At 69.3% G+C, this 17559-nt stretch carries 11 protein-coding genes and 1 pseudogene; 3 read left to right on the top strand and 9 right to left on the bottom strand.

The features are described from left to right. Positions 1 to 4 precede the first annotated feature (4 nt). Positions 5 to 757 carry a hypothetical protein gene (locus JGU66_01410; GenBank protein ID MBJ6759399.1) on the top strand — a complete coding sequence of 251 codons (753 nt, stop codon included), beginning with the start codon at positions 5 to 7 and terminating at the stop codon, positions 755 to 757. A 3-nt stretch (positions 758 to 760) separates the two neighbouring features. Here the strand turns inward: JGU66_01410 and JGU66_01405 are convergent, their stop codons facing one another. Beyond that, positions 761 to 982, bottom strand: a complete 222-nt coding sequence (locus tag JGU66_01405) for a twin-arginine translocase TatA/TatE family subunit (GenBank protein ID MBJ6759398.1) — start codon at positions 980 to 982, stop codon at positions 761 to 763. Positions 983 to 1098: 116 nt separating this feature from the next. Here JGU66_01405 and JGU66_01400 point away from each other — a divergent pair, with 116 nt between their 5' ends. After that, positions 1099 to 1821 (top strand): glycerophosphodiester phosphodiesterase, encoded by a 723-nt coding sequence (locus JGU66_01400; protein ID MBJ6759397.1) that lies wholly within the window; start codon positions 1099 to 1101, stop codon positions 1819 to 1821. Here the strand turns inward: JGU66_01400 and JGU66_01395 are convergent. The 3 genes from JGU66_01395 to JGU66_01385 form a co-directional block, all read right to left on the bottom strand. Continuing rightward, positions 1818 to 2735: a hypothetical protein gene (locus JGU66_01395; protein MBJ6759396.1), complete on the bottom strand. Its 918-nt coding sequence runs from the start codon at positions 2733 to 2735 to the stop codon at positions 1818 to 1820. The two genes, JGU66_01400 and JGU66_01395, sit on opposite strands and share 4 nt — an antisense overlap. A gap of 168 nt (positions 2736 to 2903) precedes the next feature. Then, positions 2904 to 6164, bottom strand: coding sequence for a PDZ domain-containing protein (locus JGU66_01390; GenBank protein MBJ6759395.1), 3261 nt, complete (start codon positions 6162 to 6164; stop codon positions 2904 to 2906). Between the two features lie 213 nt (positions 6165 to 6377). Further along, the gene (locus JGU66_01385) at positions 6378 to 7205 is read right to left on the bottom strand and encodes an EI24 domain-containing protein (GenBank protein ID MBJ6759394.1); all 828 of its coding nucleotides are present in this window, start codon (positions 7203 to 7205) and stop codon (positions 6378 to 6380) included. Between the two features lie 59 nt (positions 7206 to 7264). Between JGU66_01385 and JGU66_01380 the strand changes: the two genes are divergently transcribed. Then, on the top strand, positions 7265 to 8602 hold the full coding sequence (locus JGU66_01380) for a glutamate--cysteine ligase (protein ID MBJ6759393.1): 1338 nt from the start codon (positions 7265 to 7267) through the stop codon (positions 8600 to 8602). Between the two features lie 24 nt (positions 8603 to 8626). Here the strand turns inward: JGU66_01380 and JGU66_01375 are convergent, their stop codons facing one another. The 5 genes and pseudogenes from JGU66_01375 to alaS form a co-directional block, all read right to left on the bottom strand. After that, positions 8627 to 9253: a hypothetical protein gene (locus JGU66_01375; protein MBJ6759392.1), complete on the bottom strand. Its 627-nt coding sequence runs from the start codon at positions 9251 to 9253 to the stop codon at positions 8627 to 8629. Positions 9254 to 9396: 143 nt separating this feature from the next. Then, the gene (locus tag JGU66_01370; protein MBJ6759391.1) at positions 9397 to 11190 is read right to left on the bottom strand and encodes an Hsp70 family protein; all 1794 of its coding nucleotides are present in this window, start codon (positions 11188 to 11190) and stop codon (positions 9397 to 9399) included. A 2427-nt stretch (positions 11191 to 13617) separates the two neighbouring features. Further along, a pseudogene (locus JGU66_01365) lies at positions 13618 to 14070 on the bottom strand (TIGR02266 family protein). Continuing rightward, positions 14067 to 14723, bottom strand: a complete 657-nt coding sequence (locus JGU66_01360) for a hypothetical protein (protein ID MBJ6759390.1) — start codon at positions 14721 to 14723, stop codon at positions 14067 to 14069. Before JGU66_01360 ends, JGU66_01365 begins: the two are co-directional and overlap by 4 nt. Next, positions 14720 to 17416, bottom strand: a complete 2697-nt coding sequence (gene alaS, locus JGU66_01355; protein ID MBJ6759389.1) for an alanine--tRNA ligase — start codon at positions 17414 to 17416, stop codon at positions 14720 to 14722. Before alaS ends, JGU66_01360 begins: the two co-directional genes overlap by 4 nt. Positions 17417 to 17559: the final 143 nt, after the last annotated feature.

Here is a 17559-nt window from a genome sequence, read left to right as displayed (position 1 = left end):
GGGCATGGCCACGCTGGACGAGGCTCGGACCACCGCGCGCAACCTGCACGCCCTCGCGGGTGGCCCGGGAGTGCGCCGCAAGGCCGCCGCGCGCGAGCTGGCTCGGAGGGATCCGCTCGACGCCAACGAACTCATCGGCCAGCTGCTCCTGCTCTCGCGCGAGGGCTGGGAGCCGGCCACCTGCGTGCTGCCGGACTTCATGGCCGCGCTCGCCGAGGAGTCGGAGCACATTCCGCACGTGGCCGCGCTCAAGCGCCTGGCGCACGTGCAGTCCCTGGAGTCGGTGGCGGACCTGTTCGCGAAGGGCCCGGCTCGACGCGAGTTCGATGCGGATGCGGCGGCGCGCTCGGATGCGCTGGCCTTCAGTCAGCCGCTCGGGCACCTCAAGCAGCAAGCCCGCCTGACGCGCGACCCGGATGTGCTCTCGCGACTCGCCACGGTGAGCGACCCCTCCGTGCTGCGCAACGTGCTCATCAACCCGCGCCTCACCGAGGAGCTGGTGGTGCGCATCGCCGCGCGGCGTCCCGCGCGCCCCGAGCCCCTGGTGGAAATCTGGAGGTCGCCGCGCTGGTCCGTCCGCCACGCCGTGCGGCGCGCGCTCGTCTTCAATCCCTACTTGCCGGTGGATATCGGCGCCAAGCTCGTCCCGCTGCTCAACGCGGCGGACCTGCGCGAGCTGGCCGGAGACACGAGCGTGCACTCGGCGCTGCGCGAGCAGGCGACCCGGTTGCTCACCGAGGTCCCGCTCGGGCGCTAGCACCTACGGGCGGCGGTCCTTCGAGCCTTCGGTGAACTCGGCGTCGGTGGAGCCGCGGCGACTGCCGGGCAGGTGCTTGGCATCCACCAGGTCCTGACCGCGCGAGGCCTTGCGGAACGAGTAGACGAACTTGCCCACGGCGTTGCCGAGCTGCCCCATCCTCGACGCCGAGAAGACGACCAGCAGGATGAATCCGAGAACGATGAGCTCGCCGAGGCCCAGCATGATGCGGGGCACACTGCAGCAAAGGGCGAGGGGAGGCAAGCCGCGCGTCCAGCGGCCAACGCGCCACCTCACAAGAGGCTGCCCGCCCCGTGGGATTCCGGCGCAGACTGCCCGCCATGCTCCTGCTCGCCCACCGAGGTGCCAGCGCTGACGCCCCCGAGAACACCCTGGAGGCGTTCGAGGAGGCCGTGCGCCAGGGCGCGGATGGCGTCGAGTTGGACGCGATGGTGTGTGCCTCCGGCGAGGTGGTGGTGTGCCATGACGAGCGGCTGGAGCGGCTCGCGGGGCAGCCCTGGGAGGTGCGCGACACGCCGTGGTGGAAGCTCCAGCGCGCGGACGTGGGCTCCTCGCTGGGCTTCGCGCCGGCGCGCATCCCGCTGCTGGAGGAGGTGCTGGACGCGCTGCCCGGCCACTTCCTGGTCAACATCGAGCTGAAGTGCGACCGCTTCGAGGATGGCGGGCTCGCGCGTCGCGTCGCGGAGCTGGTGCGCGCGCGGGACATGGCCGAGCGCGTGGTGGTCTCCAGCTTCAACCCGCTGTGCCTCTTCCGGCTCGCGGCGGCGGATGCCTCCTTGCGGCGAGGCTTCCTCATCGACCCGGACAAGTCGTGGACACCGCAGGCCCATGTGTTGAGCCCGCTGGTGTCCTCGCACTCGGTGCACCCGTACCACGAGGCCTGCACACGGGAGCGCGTGGCGGCGTGGCACGCGGCGGGGCTGCGCGTGGCGGCGTGGACAGTGGACTCGCCCGAGCGCGCCCAGGAGCTGGACGCGCTGGGCATCTCCTACCTCATCACCAACCGCCCGGGAGTGATGCGTACGGCGCTGCGCGGCGCCTAGAAGTCCAGGCCCAGCGTGGTGTTGACGGAGAAGACCGCGGGGAGGCCCCGGCTCTCCGTCACGGACGGGTCCGCGGCCGTGGGCATGTCCACGCTGCCCGTGCGCGTGAGCGACAGCTCCACGCCCAGTTGGAGCGCGCCGCCGATGAAGCGCGCGCCGCCGTAGAGGCGCTGGTTCATGTTGTCGCCGAAAGAGACCTTCTGGTACGCGGCGGCGTTCACCAGCGCGGCGCGCGAGTTGTCCGCGAGCGAGTCATCCATCGTCTGGCCCGTGTCGAACTGGAGCGTGCGCGAGGTGGCGCCCACCATCACGAAGTCCAGGCCGCCGTAGGGCGTCAGCGTCACCATGCCGCCGATGGGGAACTGCTTGCCGATGCCAATGTCCACGCCGAGCGTGGTCAGGTCCAGGTCATGCGCGCCGAAGAGCTTCGTCACGTGCCCGCGCACGCCGACGTCGGGCAGGTAGGTGAAGCCCTCGTTGACGGCCCACTTCACCTCGCCCGTGGCCGTCACCATCCGGCTCTTCTCCACCCAGCCCACGCGCCCGCCCAGCTCCAGTGAGAAGGGCAGGCCCTTGCGCACGTGGAGCGAGGGCACCAGCACCGTGCCCGGCTGCGCCTTCTCCGTGGGGATGCGGACCGAGTCCGGCAGCGACACCACGGACAGCTCCATGTTGAGCGCGTAGCCCGAGTGCCCCGTCGTCTGCGGAGGCATCAGGTTGGTGGACGTCATCACCGCCGCGAAGGTGCGGGCGAACGCGCGGAAGTCCGCGTTGGCGGTCGCGCTCCCGTTGACGACGCCCTCTCCCGTGCGCGGGTTGCCGAACTGCGAGATGTGCAGGTCGTTGTCATCCGCGTACGCGGTCATTCCCGACAACACCGTCGCGAGCGCAATCCACCGACTGAACGTCCGCATCTGGGGTCACCGCCTCCCGGGCGCGCGCGGCCCGGAGGCGCCCACCGCGCCGGACGCTAGACCCGGCCCACCTGGAGCGTCAACAAAACGGGCGGCCTCCCTCCAGCACCCCGGTGGGGAAGCTGGAGCAAGGCCGCCCGAGTCAGGCGGACCGCGGTGTCCCGCGGGCTACTGCGGCTTCACCGGCGTGGCGGTGGCCGGGGTCGGCGCACTCACCTTCTGCGCCACCTCCGCCTGCCGGCGGCGGATGACGAGCGTGCGGCGGCTGGCGAACTCCGTGCTCTCCCGAGCCACCACCAGCACGTTGTTGTTGCCCTCCTTGAGCTGGAAGTCCGTGGAGAACTTCAGCGTGTTGGGCTCGCCGCCCTTGGGGTCCACCGCCTTGAAGTAGACCTTCTGGTCGTTCACCAGGACGTACACGTCGAGCAGGCCGTTCGGATCCTTCACCGCGCCAGAAAGCGTGAACTTGTCACCATTCGTGACGAGCCCCCCGTGCGACGGGTCCGCGTCCAGCTTGATCTCCGGCGGCTGGTGCGTGGTGGCCCAGGCGATGCTCTTGGGCGGCGTGGCGCGGCCCGTCTTCACCTCGCGGGCATCCTGCGTGCGCACGAAGCCCACCCGGTCCTTGTCCAGCTCGACCTTGTAGTAGCCCTTCGTCACCGCCGTGGAGGTCAGCACGGTGCCCTGGGGCAGCCGGGCCACCGGACGCGCGTCCGACGTGGGCGCGCCGAGGATCTCCGCCTTGTCCGCCACTCGCACCAGGCCCTTCTTGGCCTCCAGCGTGGCGACGGGCGCGTCCTTCACCGGCAACTGGAGCTTCTCCAGCACGAACTCCTCCAGCGGCTCGTCGAGGATGGCCAGCTTCAGCGGGAAGGTGTCGCCCTTGAAGCCCTTCTTCACCTCGAGCTGGAAGCGCGCCGTCTTCGTCTCGCCGGACTTCAGCTCGCCCAGCTTGAAGCGACCCTTCTCGATGAAGATGTTCGCGTCGCCGCCATTCTTGATTTGAGCGAACGAGTCCAGCGCCGGGCCCGTGCCCGTGTTGGTGACGTCCAGAATCACCGAGACGTCCTCGCCGCGCTGGACCACGCCGTCGCCGTTGCACTCGGCGCAGTCGTCCACCACCTGCCAGTTGAAGGCGAACGACGGGCGGGGCAGCTCCAGGAAGCTCAGCTCGGACACGAGCGTCTCGGGCAGCGGGCCGTTGTCGTCCACGAACTTCACCTTCACCTCGTCGCGGCGGCTGGTGAGGTCCTTGGGCAGACGCACCTGCACCTTCCAGGACTTCTTCTCGCCCGGGTTGAGCGCGCCGAAGACGAACTCGCGGCGGTCCAGGATGGCGTTGTCGCTGTCCGTCCACGCGCGCACGCGCTTGAGCGGCTCGGTGCCCTTGTTCTCGGCCGTCAGCACCATCTCCAGCATCTCGCCGGCCAGCACCTTCTGGTCCGCGCCCGGCGAGAAGCTCGCGTCGAGCTTCACGTTCTTGGGCGTGGGGCCCGCGCTCCAATCCACCCCGAGCGCGCCGATGGCGCCATTGATGCGCTGCTCCTCTTCCTGCCGACGCTGCTCGATGAACGCCTTGCCCTGCGCGAGCTGCTGCGGGCGGGTGTTCGCCGGCACGCGGAGCACGAAGTCCCGCGCGAACTGGACCTCGAAGTCCTCCTTGATCTCCTCCTGGGACTCCGCGTCGAGCTGGTCATCCAGGTCCTCGCCCTGGCCGGCCACGTCCACGTCCAGCAGCGGATCATGCTCGCCGTGGGTGCGCTTGTCCTTCGCGTCCTTGGCGTCCTTCGCGGCCACCTTGGGCTCGGCCTTCTTCGCCGCCTCTTCCTTCTTGGCGATGGCGGCCTGCTGCGCCTTCTCGTCGATCTTCAGGTACTTGATGCTCTCCCACGGCTTCTCGCGGTCCAGCACGTCCTCGCGCTTCTTGGCCGCGGTGGTGGAGTCCGGGTTGCTGAAGTGCTGATCCAGGTCCGCCTCGCCCATGCTCTTGCGCGGCGCGAACACGTCCAGGCGCTCCGCGGTGACGCGCGTGGGAACGAGCTGGATGTCCGGGACGATGCCCACCTCCTGGATGGAGACGTCGCCGGGCGTCAGGTACTTGGCGATGGTCAGCTTGAGCGCGCTGTCATCCGGGAAGTCGTACAGCACCTGCACGCTGCCCTTGCCGAACGTCTGCCGCCCGATGATGACCGCGCGGTTGAGGTTCTTCATCGCGCCCGCGACGATTTCAGACGCCGAGGCGCTGCCCGCGTTCACCAGCACCGCGATGGGGTAGTTCTCCTCGCCCTCGGTGGGGTGCGCGCGCTTCTCCTCGCGCAGCTTGTCCGACAGGCCCACCGTCGCGACGATGGTGCCGTTGGACACGAACGTGTCCGACACCAGGATGGCCTGCTCCAGGAGGCCGCCGGGGTTGCCGCGCAGGTCGAGCACCAGGCCCTTGAAGCCGCCCTTGGCCTCGGCCACCCGCCGCATGTCCGTCAGCGCCGCCTCGAGGTCGCGCGTGGTGTTGCCCTGGAAGTTCTTCAGCCGCACGTAGCCCACGCCACCGGCCAGGAGCTTGTGCTGCACGCTCTCGATGGAGATCATCGCGCGCGCCAGCGTCATGACGCGCGGCTTGTCCCAGCCCTCGCGCTCCACGGTGATGGTGATCTTGCTGTCCACCGGACCGCGCAGCTTGGACACGGCCTCGTTGAGGTCCATGTTGACGGTGGACTCCTCGCCAATCTTCTTGATGCGGTCGTCCTTCTGGATGCCGGCGCGCGCCGCGGGCGTCTTGGGCAGCACCTTCACCACGGTGAGGTTGCCCTCCTTCATCTGGATGACGAAGCCCAGGCCGCCGAACTCACCCTTGGTGGACAGCTTCATCTCCCGGTACAGCTCCGGGCGCAGCAGCACCGAGTGCGGATCCAACGTGGACAGCATGCCGTTGACGGCCGCGTATTCGATGTCCCGCGTGTCCTCGATGGGACGCATGTTCTTGGACAGGAAGTCGAAGACGTCCTTCAGCGCGAAGGACATCTTCCACAGGGAGTCCACGTGGGAGATGTCGAACTCGCGCGTCTTGCCGTTGACGTTGACGGTGAGCTTGCCGGCGTCGGCGTTGCCATCCACCAGCACGTCCGGGACGCTCTTCTCCACGTACTCCAGCGAGGAGATCATCATCTCCTTGGGCTTCACCCGCTTGGGGTCGACGTAGTTCTCCTTGACGTACAGGATGACCTTCGTGAGCACGCGGAGGCTGTTGAGGTCGTGCGGGGCCTTCTCACCCTTGCCCTGGGAAGGCAGTGCCCCGTCCCAGGAGCCTTGCCCCGCCTCGGCAGCTCCCAGGGTGAGCGGCAAGGGCGCGCGGTCGCTGCCCGCGAAGGCCCAGGCGCCAAGGAGCACGGCGACGGCGATGATCCGGCGGAAAATGCGCGGCATTTGATTCATCCAAGCTGGAGCGGTTTTCGGCGCCCCGGGTTGATGCGAGAAAGCCTTGTGAATCCGAAAGGTTGACGGCGAAAAGCAGGCACTGGGGGCAGCCGGCCAAGCCTAATCACGGGTTCCCGGTGCTTCAAGGCATCGCCCGCTGCCGAGGATCGAGAACGTCTTCGGCGGGCAATGCGTTCCCGCCCGCTGTGCCCAGACACGTGGAGCGCCCCTTTATTTCATGGGGAGCGAGTGTGCCGGGCCCGCATCGGGGGGCGGAGGCAGCGCGCCAGCCGCGCGCAGGCCCCGGTACAGGAGCGTCCCGCCGATGATGGCCACCGGCAGGAAGAAGGTGTTGAGGATGGGCACCCAGAGCAGGACGTAGACGCCCGCTCCGAAGCCCAGGCACAGGGCCGCTCGCTCGCGCAGCATGCGGCGCACCTGGGCGAAGGGGTAGAGGTGGCGCGTCATGGGCGCGGCCAGGTGTTCGCCAGCCATCCACAGCATGGTCCACAGGCTGGCGAGCACCGTGAACGCGATGCTGCCCGCGCCCGGCAACAGGTGGAGGGGCAACAGGACGAGCAGCCCCAGCATCAGGAAGGCGACCCGCGCCAGGGTATGGAGCACCCCGGTGACGGTGCCTCGGACGAAGCCCGCCAGGGTGAAGGGCGGGGCGGCCTCGTCGCCGCACTCGGCCTCGGTGGCCTCCGACAGCGGGTCCTGGAGGGGGGCGAGCAGCAGCGGTGGCACCACGTTGGCGCCCACCACCCAGGCGACGAGGGCCGTCAACCCCAGCACGAGGTACCAGCCTACGCGGCCGTACCAGGACTCGGGCTTGGTCCAGAGTGACTCCAGGAGCCCGGGGGCGTAGCGGAAGAGGACGATGGCCGTCCCCACCAGCGCGACGGCCGTGATGACGGCGCAGGTGGCGGACAGGAGGAAGAGTCGCCGGGAGCTGAACGCGAGCCGGAAGGCGCGTCCGAGAAGCCCCAGCCCCTGGAAGAAATCCGACAGGCGGGCCTGGGGGGCAATGGCGGGGACAACGGAGGAAGGGGGGCTCATGTCGCGAGAATGCTCAATTGAGGGCGAGGGCCAGTCCCCCCGTTATATAGGGCGCCCACATGTCCCTCGACCTCAAGCGCGCGACCTCCGAGCCCATCACCTCCGTCGACATGCTCGTGGACGGCTTCCGGAGTGCGGAAAAGCCCCGGTCCGAGCATCGGCTGGGCCTGGAGCACGAGAAGTTCGTCTACCCCGCAGCGTCGGCCCAGCCCGTGCCCTATGAGGGCTCCTCGGGGATTGGCGCCCTGCTCGGTCGGATGGAACCGGCGGGGTACCAGCCGTTCCGCGAGACGCCGGAGTCTCCTGTCATTGCGTTGCAGCGCGGCATGGCCGCCATCTCGCTGGAGCCGGGCGGGCAGCTGGAGCTCTCCGGCAGTCCCTTCCGCACGGCCCGCGAGGCGCACGCGGAGAACCTGGGCCACCTCGCCGAGGCCAAGGCCGCGGCCCAGTCGCTGGGCCTGCGCCTGGTGGCGCTGGGCTATCGCCCCACGGGCACGACGGCGGAGATGCCGTGGATGCCCAAGACGCGCTACCTCGTCATGCGGCGCACGCTGCCGGAGCGCGGCCGGCTGGCGCTGAACATGATGCTGATGACGTCCACCGGACAGGTGTCGCTGGACTGGGCGGACGAGGCGGACTGTGTCCGCAAGACCGTGACGGTGGCGCGGCTGGCGCCGTTGCTGGTCGGGCTCTACGCGAACAGCCCGCTCCTGGAGGGCAAGCCCTCGGGGTACATGTCGTTCCGCAGTCGCGTTTGGGAAGAGGTGGACCCCACGCGCTGTGGCTACCTGCCGTCGTGGTTCGATGGCTCGTTCTCGTACAAGGCCTATGTCGACTGGGCCATCGATGCGCCGCTGCTCTTCCTGCGCCGCAACGGGCAGTACCTCTACCCCAAGCTCACCTTCCGTCAGCTCTTGAAGGAGGGCTACGAGGGGCAGCCGCCGGACCTGGGCGACTGGACGGACCACCTGTCCACGCTCTTCCCCGAGGTGCGGTTGAAGAAGGTGCTGGAGGTGCGCGGCGCGGACTGCGCCAGCGCGGCGATGACGGGCGCTTTGGGCGCGTTGTGGCGCGGCATCCTGTACGACGCCACCGCGCTGGATGAGGCCGAGCGCCTCCTGCCGAAGCTCACCTTCGCGCAGCACCTGGCGTTCCACGACACCGCGCGCCGCGAGGGGCTCGAGGGCAAGCTGGGGACGCAGTCGCTGAGCACGCTGGCCGGGGAGATGGTGGCCATCGCGAAGCGCGGCCTGGAGCGGTTGGACCCCGCGGACGCTCCGTTGCTCGCGCCGCTGGAGGAGGTGGCCGCGTCGGGCCGCTCTCCCGCGCGTGCGGTGCTGGATGCGTGGACGCAGGACCCGCGGCCGGAGTCGTTGCTGTCGCGCTTCGTGCTGTAGCGCCGCTCGGAGTGGCGGCCGCTGTCAGAAGTGGCCGCCCACCGCGAGGTTGCCGTTGAAGAGCCCACCGCGAGACTCGTTCTGGGTGCCGGGGATGAGGGTGAGGCCCTCGCCCCCGACGAAGCGGTAGGTGGCGCGCACGCCCGCGAAGATGTGGCCGACCCGGTAGTCCACGCCCGCGGCGACTGGGAACTCTGTCTGCACGTCCGTCGAGTAGACGCCTCGCGTGTCATCCGAGGGGTTGAGGTAGCTCAGGCCGAAGCCCGCTCCGATGAAGGGCCGCCAGTTGCGCTTGAGCAGCGGGCCGAACTTGCCGAGCAGCGTTCCGTTGTGGCGCCAGAGCGAGGCGTCCGCGGGCACGCGCAGGTCATCGATGGGCAGGCGCTGGCCCTCGTAGCCCAGCTCCACTCCGACGAGCGACCAGGGCTGGGCCAAGGCGTTGATGCCGAAGGTGGGGCCCACGTCCGTGCGCGTCCCCAAGTCACCCGTGAAGGCGCCAATGCCCATGCGCACGTCGAAGCCGACCTCGACGTGGCGCGCGTGGAAGTCGAAGGCCTTCGCCACCTGCGTGGCGTCCGCCGCGAGCGCGGGGCTCGCCATGGCGCAGGTGCCCGCGACCAGGAAGCGTCTCGCCACTGCCTGCCATTCCATGCGCCGTCCTCCCGGGCTTCTGTTGGCTGGCGAAAGGATGGGCACCTGGGTGCCATGCCGCACGCGCGGCCCGGCGAGCGGTGGGCGTCTTGCTCCCTCTGGGTCCGAGTTGCGCACCGCTTGGGTGGCGCGGCCCGTGGGACTCAGCGCCGGCCGAAGAGCTTCTTCAGGCCGGAGAGGAGGCCGGCGGGGCGCGGCTCGGGAGCGGTGGCGAGGGGCGAGCGAGTGATGATGGCGTCGCGGGCTGCGTCGTCCAGGTCCTCGGTGGACAGGGCGACGGGCTGGCGCTTGCCGTGGGGCAGGGTGGCTTCCATCGAGAGCGCGCCATCGGCGGACAGGTGGAAGTGCAGCTCCGCGTCTCCCGGGCGCTCGACGACGAGGGACAAGCGGCCCAGGTATTCGTTCTCCGCGGCGGTGGTGGCCGTCCCTTGGAAGAGGGTGAGCTCCAGCGGGCCGGGGAGGACGGGCAGCACCAGCGTCTTCGTGGCGGGGAGTCGGGTGTTGCGCTCCAGGACTCGGCGCAGCGTGCCGCCTTGCTCGGCCACGCCGATGGGCAGGGAGAGCACCTCCGAGATGGTGGCCGCGGGACGGCCTGCCTCGGCGAGCAGCAACGCCTGGCCCAGCAGCGCGGCACCTCGGGCGACCGCGCCACGCGGATCCGCCTCCTCGCGCACAGGGACGCCGAGGCTCTCCTCGAGACGCCGCCGCACCAAGGGCGCACGCGACTGGCCGCCCACGAGCACCACCGCGTCGAGGCCTTGTGGCGACAACGCGTTGGACTCGAGGACCTCGCGCGTGACGGACACCACGCGCTGAGCGAGGTCCGCGGTCAGTGCCTCTGCGCGCTCGCGCGTGAGGGGCGGAACGGTGCCGGAGGGCAGGGAGACCTCGGTCTGCTCGCGCTCGGTGAGGGCGAGCTTGGTGGTCTCGGCGGCGACGCGCAGCGGGCCCCAGTCGAGGAGCTGCTCGGGGCGGGGGACACCTTGCTCGGAGAGGTCACTGACGAGCGCCTCGGCGATGCGGGCATCGAAGTCCAGTCCACCGAGCGTGGGGTCCGCGCCCGTGGTGATGACCTCCAGGTCATCGCCGGTGACCTGGACGACGCAGACCTCGAGCCCACCGCCGCCGAGGTCCACGACGAGCACGCGCTTGCGAGCGAGCCCTCGGCCATGCCCGTAGGCGAGCGCCGCGGCGGCCCCGTTGGTGAGGACGCGAGGGACGTCGAGTCCCACGATGCCGGCCGCCTCGCGCAGGACCGCGCGCTGGCGCTCGGTGAAGTGAGCGGGGGCGCAGATCACCGCGCGCGTCACATTGCGACCGACGAAGGTCGAGGCCGCATGGCGAAGCTCGCGCAGCAACATCGCCGCGAAAACCGTGGGCGCGACGACGCGTCCGCCGAGGTCCACGCCCGCATCACCGCGCGAGTCCGTGGCCACGGCGAAAGGAAGCTGAGGTCCGAGCCAGCGCAGCAGCGGAGAGCGGGCGCGCAGGCCCAGCAGGCGCTTCAGTGCGCCGGTCGCGCGGCGAGGGGTGCGTGAGCCCTCGACGAGCGCGGCGGTGCCCACGAGCAACTCTCCACCGCCGTCGACAGCGAGCATGGCGGGGAGGTGGGGCTCATCCAAGCCGGGCAAGGGAACGAGCCTGGCGACACCGTCATGAAAGACAGCGACCCGAGCATGCGAAGTGCCGAGGTCGATGCCGAGGACCACCTCGGGAGCCGTGGGCGTGGGGCCCGAGACCGGGACCTCCAGCAGGGCACGGCGCCGATTGCGAGAGAGCGTCGAGTCGGAGTCGACAGCGGGCTCGCTGCGAGGAATCGCCGGGGAGGAGTCCGCGCCGGGCTGAGTCTGTGCGCGGGCCGCGTCCGAAGTGCGGGAGGTGTCCGCCGCCCGTGGTTCCGCCGAAGGTGTGTCAGCGAGTGGTGCAGGCTCGGACAACGAGGCGTTGATGGGCGCCTGAGTCACTTCAGGAATCGTCACGACCGACGCACGAGCAGCGCCCAACTCGGACTGCACCGAGTCGCGCGATGACCGAGGACCCTCGGCACTGGCCTGTGTCGTCTCTTCGCTCGCTGCGGGCGACTTGGCCGCAGCGCCGTCACTGGGCGTCGTTGAGTCGACGCGCGACTGAGGTGCCTCAGCGCTCTGCGCGGGTGGCTCGCTCGAGGAACTGTCGCTGGGCAGCTCCGAATCAAGCTGTGAGAGGGGAGCCTTGGCAGCAACTTGCGGTGCTCCGACGTTCGTCGCGCGCGACGCGGTCGCTGAGCCGTCCCCTGGAGGCGTTGAGTCGAGTGGCGACCGAGGGGCATCCGTCGGGTGCTGTCCTTCTGTTTCGCTGGCAGCCGGATGCGCTGCACGCGCGATGACAGGGTCGGAAGGTGCGGACCCGATGGTCGACGACGATTCCTCGGCCACGCCTCGTGCATTGCCTGAGTGCGCCAGTGGGGAAGAACCCACGGCAGCAGGGTCGGCAGGTGCTGCGTCGATAGCCGGTTGCGAATCCTTGGCCTCGCTCCATGCGGCGTTTGCGCTTACTGAGGCATGGCTGACAGGTGCTGCTGTGAGAGGCGACGGTGATTCCTGGGGCGCGAACTGTTTTGCTGCCGTGCCTGCTGCGGCCGGTGTGTCCTCAACGGTCCGGTCGGAGGATGCCGAATCGAGAGGTGACGGCGATTCACCCGCAGCGGGCTGCCGCGCTCCCCCGGCCGTTGTGGCGGTGGTGTCGAGGAGAAAGCCTGAGTCGAGAGTCGACTGCGAGGTCTCTGCGTTCGTAGTGACCGGCGCATCCGTAGCGACATGGCCGGAGCCTGCCGAGTCAAGCGGCGAACGAGACGTCGCGGGCTCGAAGCCCAGCGACTCCTCAGCTGGCTCAAGGGTGGAGTCCGTCGTGGCTCGGCTGAACTGGTCCGAGTCGAGTGAGGACCCCGATACCTCGGGCGACGAGTGCGTCAGCTTCGTGTTGCCCAAGAAGGCCGAGTCAATCGCTGGGCTGCTGGCCTCCTGCGCATCAAGTCGAGCCGCGGGTCCCTCGGGGGGCGGACGCGTTGGCTCCGAGGTGTGCGTTGAGTCGCTGCTCCCCGACTGCTCGACTTGATCCGACGCCGCGAGAGATGACGCGCGTGCGTCGCTGGGACGGGATGCCGACTCGAACGCCGCTGCGAAGGCATTATCTTCCGAGTCATCAGTGTCCGTCGCCGCGCCCTCATTCTGCGTGTGCGTCGACGGGCTGTCTGTGGGGGCGGTCGCACCGTCGCGAACCAACTGGGCAACAGCCTCAGGGGGCTCCGTTACTCCTCCGCTCGACGATTCGTCGATGTCCTCGGCCTCGGAGGGATTCGTGCGCGCGACTGGCTGTTGCGTTGATACGCCGCTCTGTTCGTCGAGCGTGTCCGAGCTGACCGTCGAGGCGAGTATCGACTCGGGAACTGGCCCTATCGCGGATGCGCCGGTGAGCGCTTCGCTGTGAGACGCGGCCTCAGGCGATACGTCCGTGATGCTCGGATGCGCAGTCTGAGAGAGGGACCCCGCGTCGAGGCCTTCGGCTTGAGTGGGCGCCTCTGCGGGGTCCTCGGCAATTGCGAACTCGGACGTGAAAGGAAGCGCATCCGGCCTGTTCGGGGCCGCTCCTTCGGCATTGCCCTCAATCAGAGCGGTGGCGGAATCAGGGACAGGGGCAATGTGAGCCGCCGCGCCTGCGGAACGCGCGCTGGAGTCAGCGCCGTTCAGGTCTGAACCCGCCGAATCGGAACCGTTCGAGTCCTCCCAGGCGGGACGTGCTTCGTCTGCGGTCGACGACAGTCCCTCGATTGCCTCCGAGGACGTGCTGCTCGGTTGTGTCAGCGGCGCCGTTTCCCTCGACTCCTCCGAGGTCGGCGTTGCTGGCAGTGTCCCGACACCATGACTCGACTCCGAACGTGTCGGAGCTTCGGGCTGGCGGTTCGCTGGTGGCAGTGGAGAGGCATTTGGAGCGCCGAGCTGCGTGGTCCCGAGCTTGGCGGTGAACGCTCGCGGGTCGTTGCTGGGCGCATCCGGGGCTTGATACCAAGATGGCGTCTCCGCGCCTGGGACCTCCACATGCGGCGCCGCGCGCTGCGTGTCCTCGCTGCGAACGGGCGCGGAGCGCGAGAGCCCCTCCGTGGCCGTTGAGGCACGCTGCGAGTCCTCAACGTGTGCAGTGGAACGGACGAGCTCGGTGTGCGTCGCGCGCTGCTCGGCCTCGGGATGGGTCGCCTGTCCCAGCGGATCCGCAGGAATCCACGCGTCCAGTCGGTGCGTCTTCGCACCCTCTTCAGGGGCGGGCGCGATGAAGTCCGATCCGCGAGGTGGCTCCAAGAAGGACGGATTGACGTCGATATCGAAGTCGTCAGGCTCCGGCGCTGGAGGAGGGGGCGCAGGGCGGGGCGCTGGTGCTTGAGGTGGACTCGGTTGCGGCGCCGGAGCAGTTCGTCGCACGAGTCCCGGAGGCAGTGCCGCACTGTCCTTCAGCGGTGCGTCCGCGCCGCCTCGCTTCGCGACCACGCGGTCGATGAGCGCCTTGCTCGCAGCGTCGAGCTTCACGAAGCGCACCTTCATCCCGGTGCGACCGCTGCCCGCCTCGGACTGCGCCTTCATCACCACGCCTTCGCCACGCAGCAGGCGAGTGCCATCCGCGAGCACGAACTCGAAGGCCAGCCCCGTGCCCTCGGGCTTCAGCGCACGCGTGGCGACGAAGACGCCCGCACGCGCCACGTTCGAGCCGTACTTCTCGATGAACTCCTCTTCCGTCGTGTACGGGAGCCGGATGCGCAGCGGCAGGAGCTTGGGGGTCTGCCCGCTCATCGCAAGGGTATCCGCACATCCCCGCCAGAGCCCTGGACCACTAGGTTCAAGCTGCCATCTTGTTGCAGGGTTGCCTGCGGCACTTCGAACAGCAGGACGAGGTCCGAGCGCTCTTCCGGAGGATAGCTGCGCGTCATCGGACGCGTGCCCGCCACGGCCTGCGCATCGCGCGCGAGTGGGTACACCTGGCCCTGCGCATCCTCGAGTCGCGCGCCGTCCAGGGACAGCGTGACGGCGGCCGCGCCCACGTTCTGCGTGACGAGCTGCACGCGCAGGAACAGGTCCTCCGTGGTGAGCCCCAGCTTCCCATTGCCCTTGAGCGAATGAGAGGACTCCATCGCCGTGAGCTTCATCGCCACGGTGTCGACGTGCACCGTGTCGGTGCGCTCGGGGAGGGTGATCCGGTGTTTGCCCCCCTCGTCACCCACCGCCGCGAGGTCCGCCAACGTGCCGCGAGGTGGAGCCACGGCGTCGGGGGGCGCGGCGGGCGCGCCTCCCTTGCGGACCCGGTCCGCCTCCGCGCGCAGCTTCTGGAGCGTGCGGTCCTCGGCGCCCGGGGCCTCGCTGGGCGAGGCGTCATCCTTCGTGCAGCCCCCCACGAGGAGGGCTGCCGCCAGGCACGCCACGGGCAAGTGCGAGGACCGAGTGCTCACGCCGGGCCCGCGCCCTTCACCAGCTCGTACAGCTTGTCGAGCGCCGCGGGCAGCTTGGACGGATCCGGACCGCCGGCCTGAGCCATGTCCGCCTTGCCGCCGCCCTTGCCGCCCACTTCCTTGGCCATCTCGCGCACGAGGTCACCCGCGCTGATGCCCCGGGCCACCACGTCCTTGGTCGCCGCCACCAGGATGATGGCGCGGCCATCCTTCTCGCCGCCGATGGCCACCACGCCCGAGCGGATGCGGTCGCGGAGCTGATCCGCCATGCCGCGGAAGACCTTGTCGTCCGCCGGATCCACGCGCGTGGCCAGCACCTTCATGCCGTTCACTTCGCGCGCTTGCTCCAACAGGTCCTTGCTGCCGGCCGTCTGCGCCTTGACGGAGACCTCCTCCACCTTGCGCTCCAGCTCCTTCGCCCGCTTCTGCGTCGCCTCGATGCGCTTGGCGATGTCCTTGGGCGAGGTCTTCAGCAGCTCGGCGGCCTTGCGCAGCTCGTGCTCCTGCTCGCGCACGTGCTGGAGCGCGCCCACGCCCGTGACGGCCACGATGCGCCGCACGCCCGAGGCCACGCCGCTCTCGCTCACCACCTTGAACAGTCCGATGTCGCCGCTGCGCCGCACGTGCGTACCGCCGCACAGCTCGGTGGACTCCGGATGCACGGTGACGACGCGCACCGTGTCGCCGTACTTCTCACCGAACATCGCCACCGCGCCGGACTTCTTCGCGTCCTCGATCGCCATGATGCGCGTCTGCGCCTCGGCGTTGTCGCGGATCCAGCTGTTGACCAGGTCCTCGACCTGCTCGAGCTGCTCCATCGTGGCGGGCGAGAAGTTGGAGAAGTCGAAGCGCAGCGACTCCGGGGCAACCACCGAGCCGGCCTGCTTCACGTGCTCGCCCAGGACGAGCTTGAGCGCCTTGTGCAGCAGGTGCGTGGCGGAGTGGTTCGCGCGGATGGCCTTGCGGCGCTCCACGTCCACCGACGTCTGCACCATGTCGCCGACCTTGAGCGTGCCCTCGGCGACCTCGGTCGAGTGGACGATGAGGCCCTGCACCGGGCGCTGCGCGTCCAGCACGCGGGCCACTGCCTTGCCGCCATGCCCCACGATGCGGCCGGTGTCGCCCACCTGACCGCCGGACTCGCCGTAGAAGGGCGTGCGGTCGATGATGATCTCGACCTTCGCGCCAGCCGACGCCTGCATCACCTCCACGCCGTCCTGCACGATGGCGCGGATGCTGCCCTCGCCCTCGTGGCCCTCGCCGGTGTAGCCGAGGAACTCGGTGGGGCCCAGGTTCGCCAGCAGCTTCTGGTAGACCTCGCCGACCGCCTTCTGTCCCGAGCCCGAGAAGCCTGATCGGCTGGCCTCTTCCTCGGCCTCCTTCTTGTAACCCTCGAGGTCCACGTCGTAGCCGCGCTCGCGCGCGATGATCTGCGTGAGGTCCCACGGGAAGCCGTAGGTGCCGTGCAGCAGGAAGACGACCTTGCCGGAGAGCACCGTCTCGCCGCGTTGCTGCAGCCGACCCAGCTCCTCGTCGATGAGCTTCAGACCGCGGTGGAGCGTCTTGCGGAAGCCCTCCTCCTCGTGCTTCGTGACCTCGAGGATGAAGCTGCGGCTCTCGCGCAGCTCCGGGTAGGTATCACCCATCACCTCGATGACGCGCTCCACGACCTTGTAGAAGAACAGCTCCTTCAGGCCGAGCTGAGTGTCGCCGTGGCGTATCGCGCGGCGCATGATGCGGCGCAGGACATAGCCGCGGCCCTCGTTGAAGGGCTGGACGCCATCGGCCACCAGGAACGCCGTGGCGCGCGCGTGGTCCGCTACCACGCGCATGGAGGCGCCGCCCTCTTGCGTGTACGCGGTGCCCGTCAGGCTGCTGACGGTGGAGATGATGCTCTGGAAGAGGTCGGTGTCGTAGTTGGAGCGCTTGCCCTGCACGACCGAGGCGATGCGCTCCAGGCCGGCGCCCGTGTCGATGGACGGCTTAGGCAGCGGGATGAGCGGGGCGTCCTTCTCCTTGCGCTCGAACTGCATGAACACGAGGTTCCAGATTTCGAGCCACCGGTCGCAGTCACACGCGACGCCCTGGCACTTGTTGCCCTGGGCCTCCTCCACGCAGGGGATGTCATCGCCCTGGTGGTAGTGGATTTCAGAGCACGGGCCGCACGGGCCAGTCTCGCCCATGGCCCAGAAGTTGTCCTTGAGCCCGAGCTTGTAGATGCGGTCGCGCGCGACGCCCTGCTTGGCCCATAGCTCATAGGCCTCTTCGTCCCACGGGATGCCGCCCTCGCCGTTGAACACGGTGACGGCGAGCCGCGCCGTCGAGAGGCCCAGCGTCTTCGTCACGAACTCCCAGCCGTACGCGATGGCGTCGGCCTTGAAGTAGTCGCCGAAGGAGAAGTTGCCGAGCATCTCGAAGAACGTGTGGTGCCGGGCGGTGTAGCCCACGTTGTCGAGGTCGTTGTGCTTGCCGCCCGCGCGCACGCACTTCTGCGACGTGGTGGCGCGGCTGTAGTCGCGCTTCTCGCGGCCGGTGAAGACGTCCTTGAACTGCACCATGCCGGCGTTGGTGAAGAGCAGGGTCGGATCGTTGGCGGGCACCAGCGAAGAGGAGGCCACTCGGCGGTGGCCCCGCTCTTCGAAGAACGCGAGGAACGCCTCGCGAATCTGGGAGGCGGTGAGGGCGGAAGGCATGGTGTGGGTATATGCCACAAGATGGCGCGGCGCAGCAGTTCCTGGCCTCGGGCGGGGAGGGGGACAGGGGCTCTGGACCGAGGGGGGCGGGTCCTCCCGCGGGTGCACGGGTGTGCAGCGTCGGGTGGGTGACGCTCGGGTGT

The organism is Myxococcaceae bacterium JPH2 (genome assembly GCA_016458225.1).
GTDB lineage: Bacteria > Myxococcota > Myxococcia > Myxococcales > Myxococcaceae > Citreicoccus.
This window is presented reverse-complemented; position numbering and strand designations above follow the sequence as displayed.

What these genes read in the sequence shown, in the direction of transcription:
- alaS (MBJ6759389.1), bottom strand. Translation starts at nt 17,416, where the DNA reads ATGCCTTCCGCCCTCACCGCCTCCCAGATTCGCGAGGCGTTCCTCGCG.
- JGU66_01395 (MBJ6759396.1), bottom strand. Translation starts at nt 2,735, where the DNA reads ATGCGGACGTTCAGTCGGTGGATTGCGCTCGCGACGGTGTTGTCGGGA.
- JGU66_01400 (MBJ6759397.1), top strand. Translation starts at nt 1,099, where the DNA reads ATGCTCCTGCTCGCCCACCGAGGTGCCAGCGCTGACGCCCCCGAGAAC.
- JGU66_01410 (MBJ6759399.1), top strand. Translation starts at nt 5, where the DNA reads ATGGCCACGCTGGACGAGGCTCGGACCACCGCGCGCAACCTGCACGCC.
- JGU66_01380 (MBJ6759393.1), top strand. Translation starts at nt 7,265, where the DNA reads ATGTCCCTCGACCTCAAGCGCGCGACCTCCGAGCCCATCACCTCCGTC.
- JGU66_01375 (MBJ6759392.1), bottom strand. Translation starts at nt 9,253, where the DNA reads ATGGAATGGCAGGCAGTGGCGAGACGCTTCCTGGTCGCGGGCACCTGC.
- JGU66_01405 (MBJ6759398.1), bottom strand. Translation starts at nt 982, where the DNA reads ATGCTGGGCCTCGGCGAGCTCATCGTTCTCGGATTCATCCTGCTGGTC.
- JGU66_01385 (MBJ6759394.1), bottom strand. Translation starts at nt 7,205, where the DNA reads ATGAGCCCCCCTTCCTCCGTTGTCCCCGCCATTGCCCCCCAGGCCCGC.
- JGU66_01390 (MBJ6759395.1), bottom strand. Translation starts at nt 6,164, where the DNA reads ATGAATCAAATGCCGCGCATTTTCCGCCGGATCATCGCCGTCGCCGTG.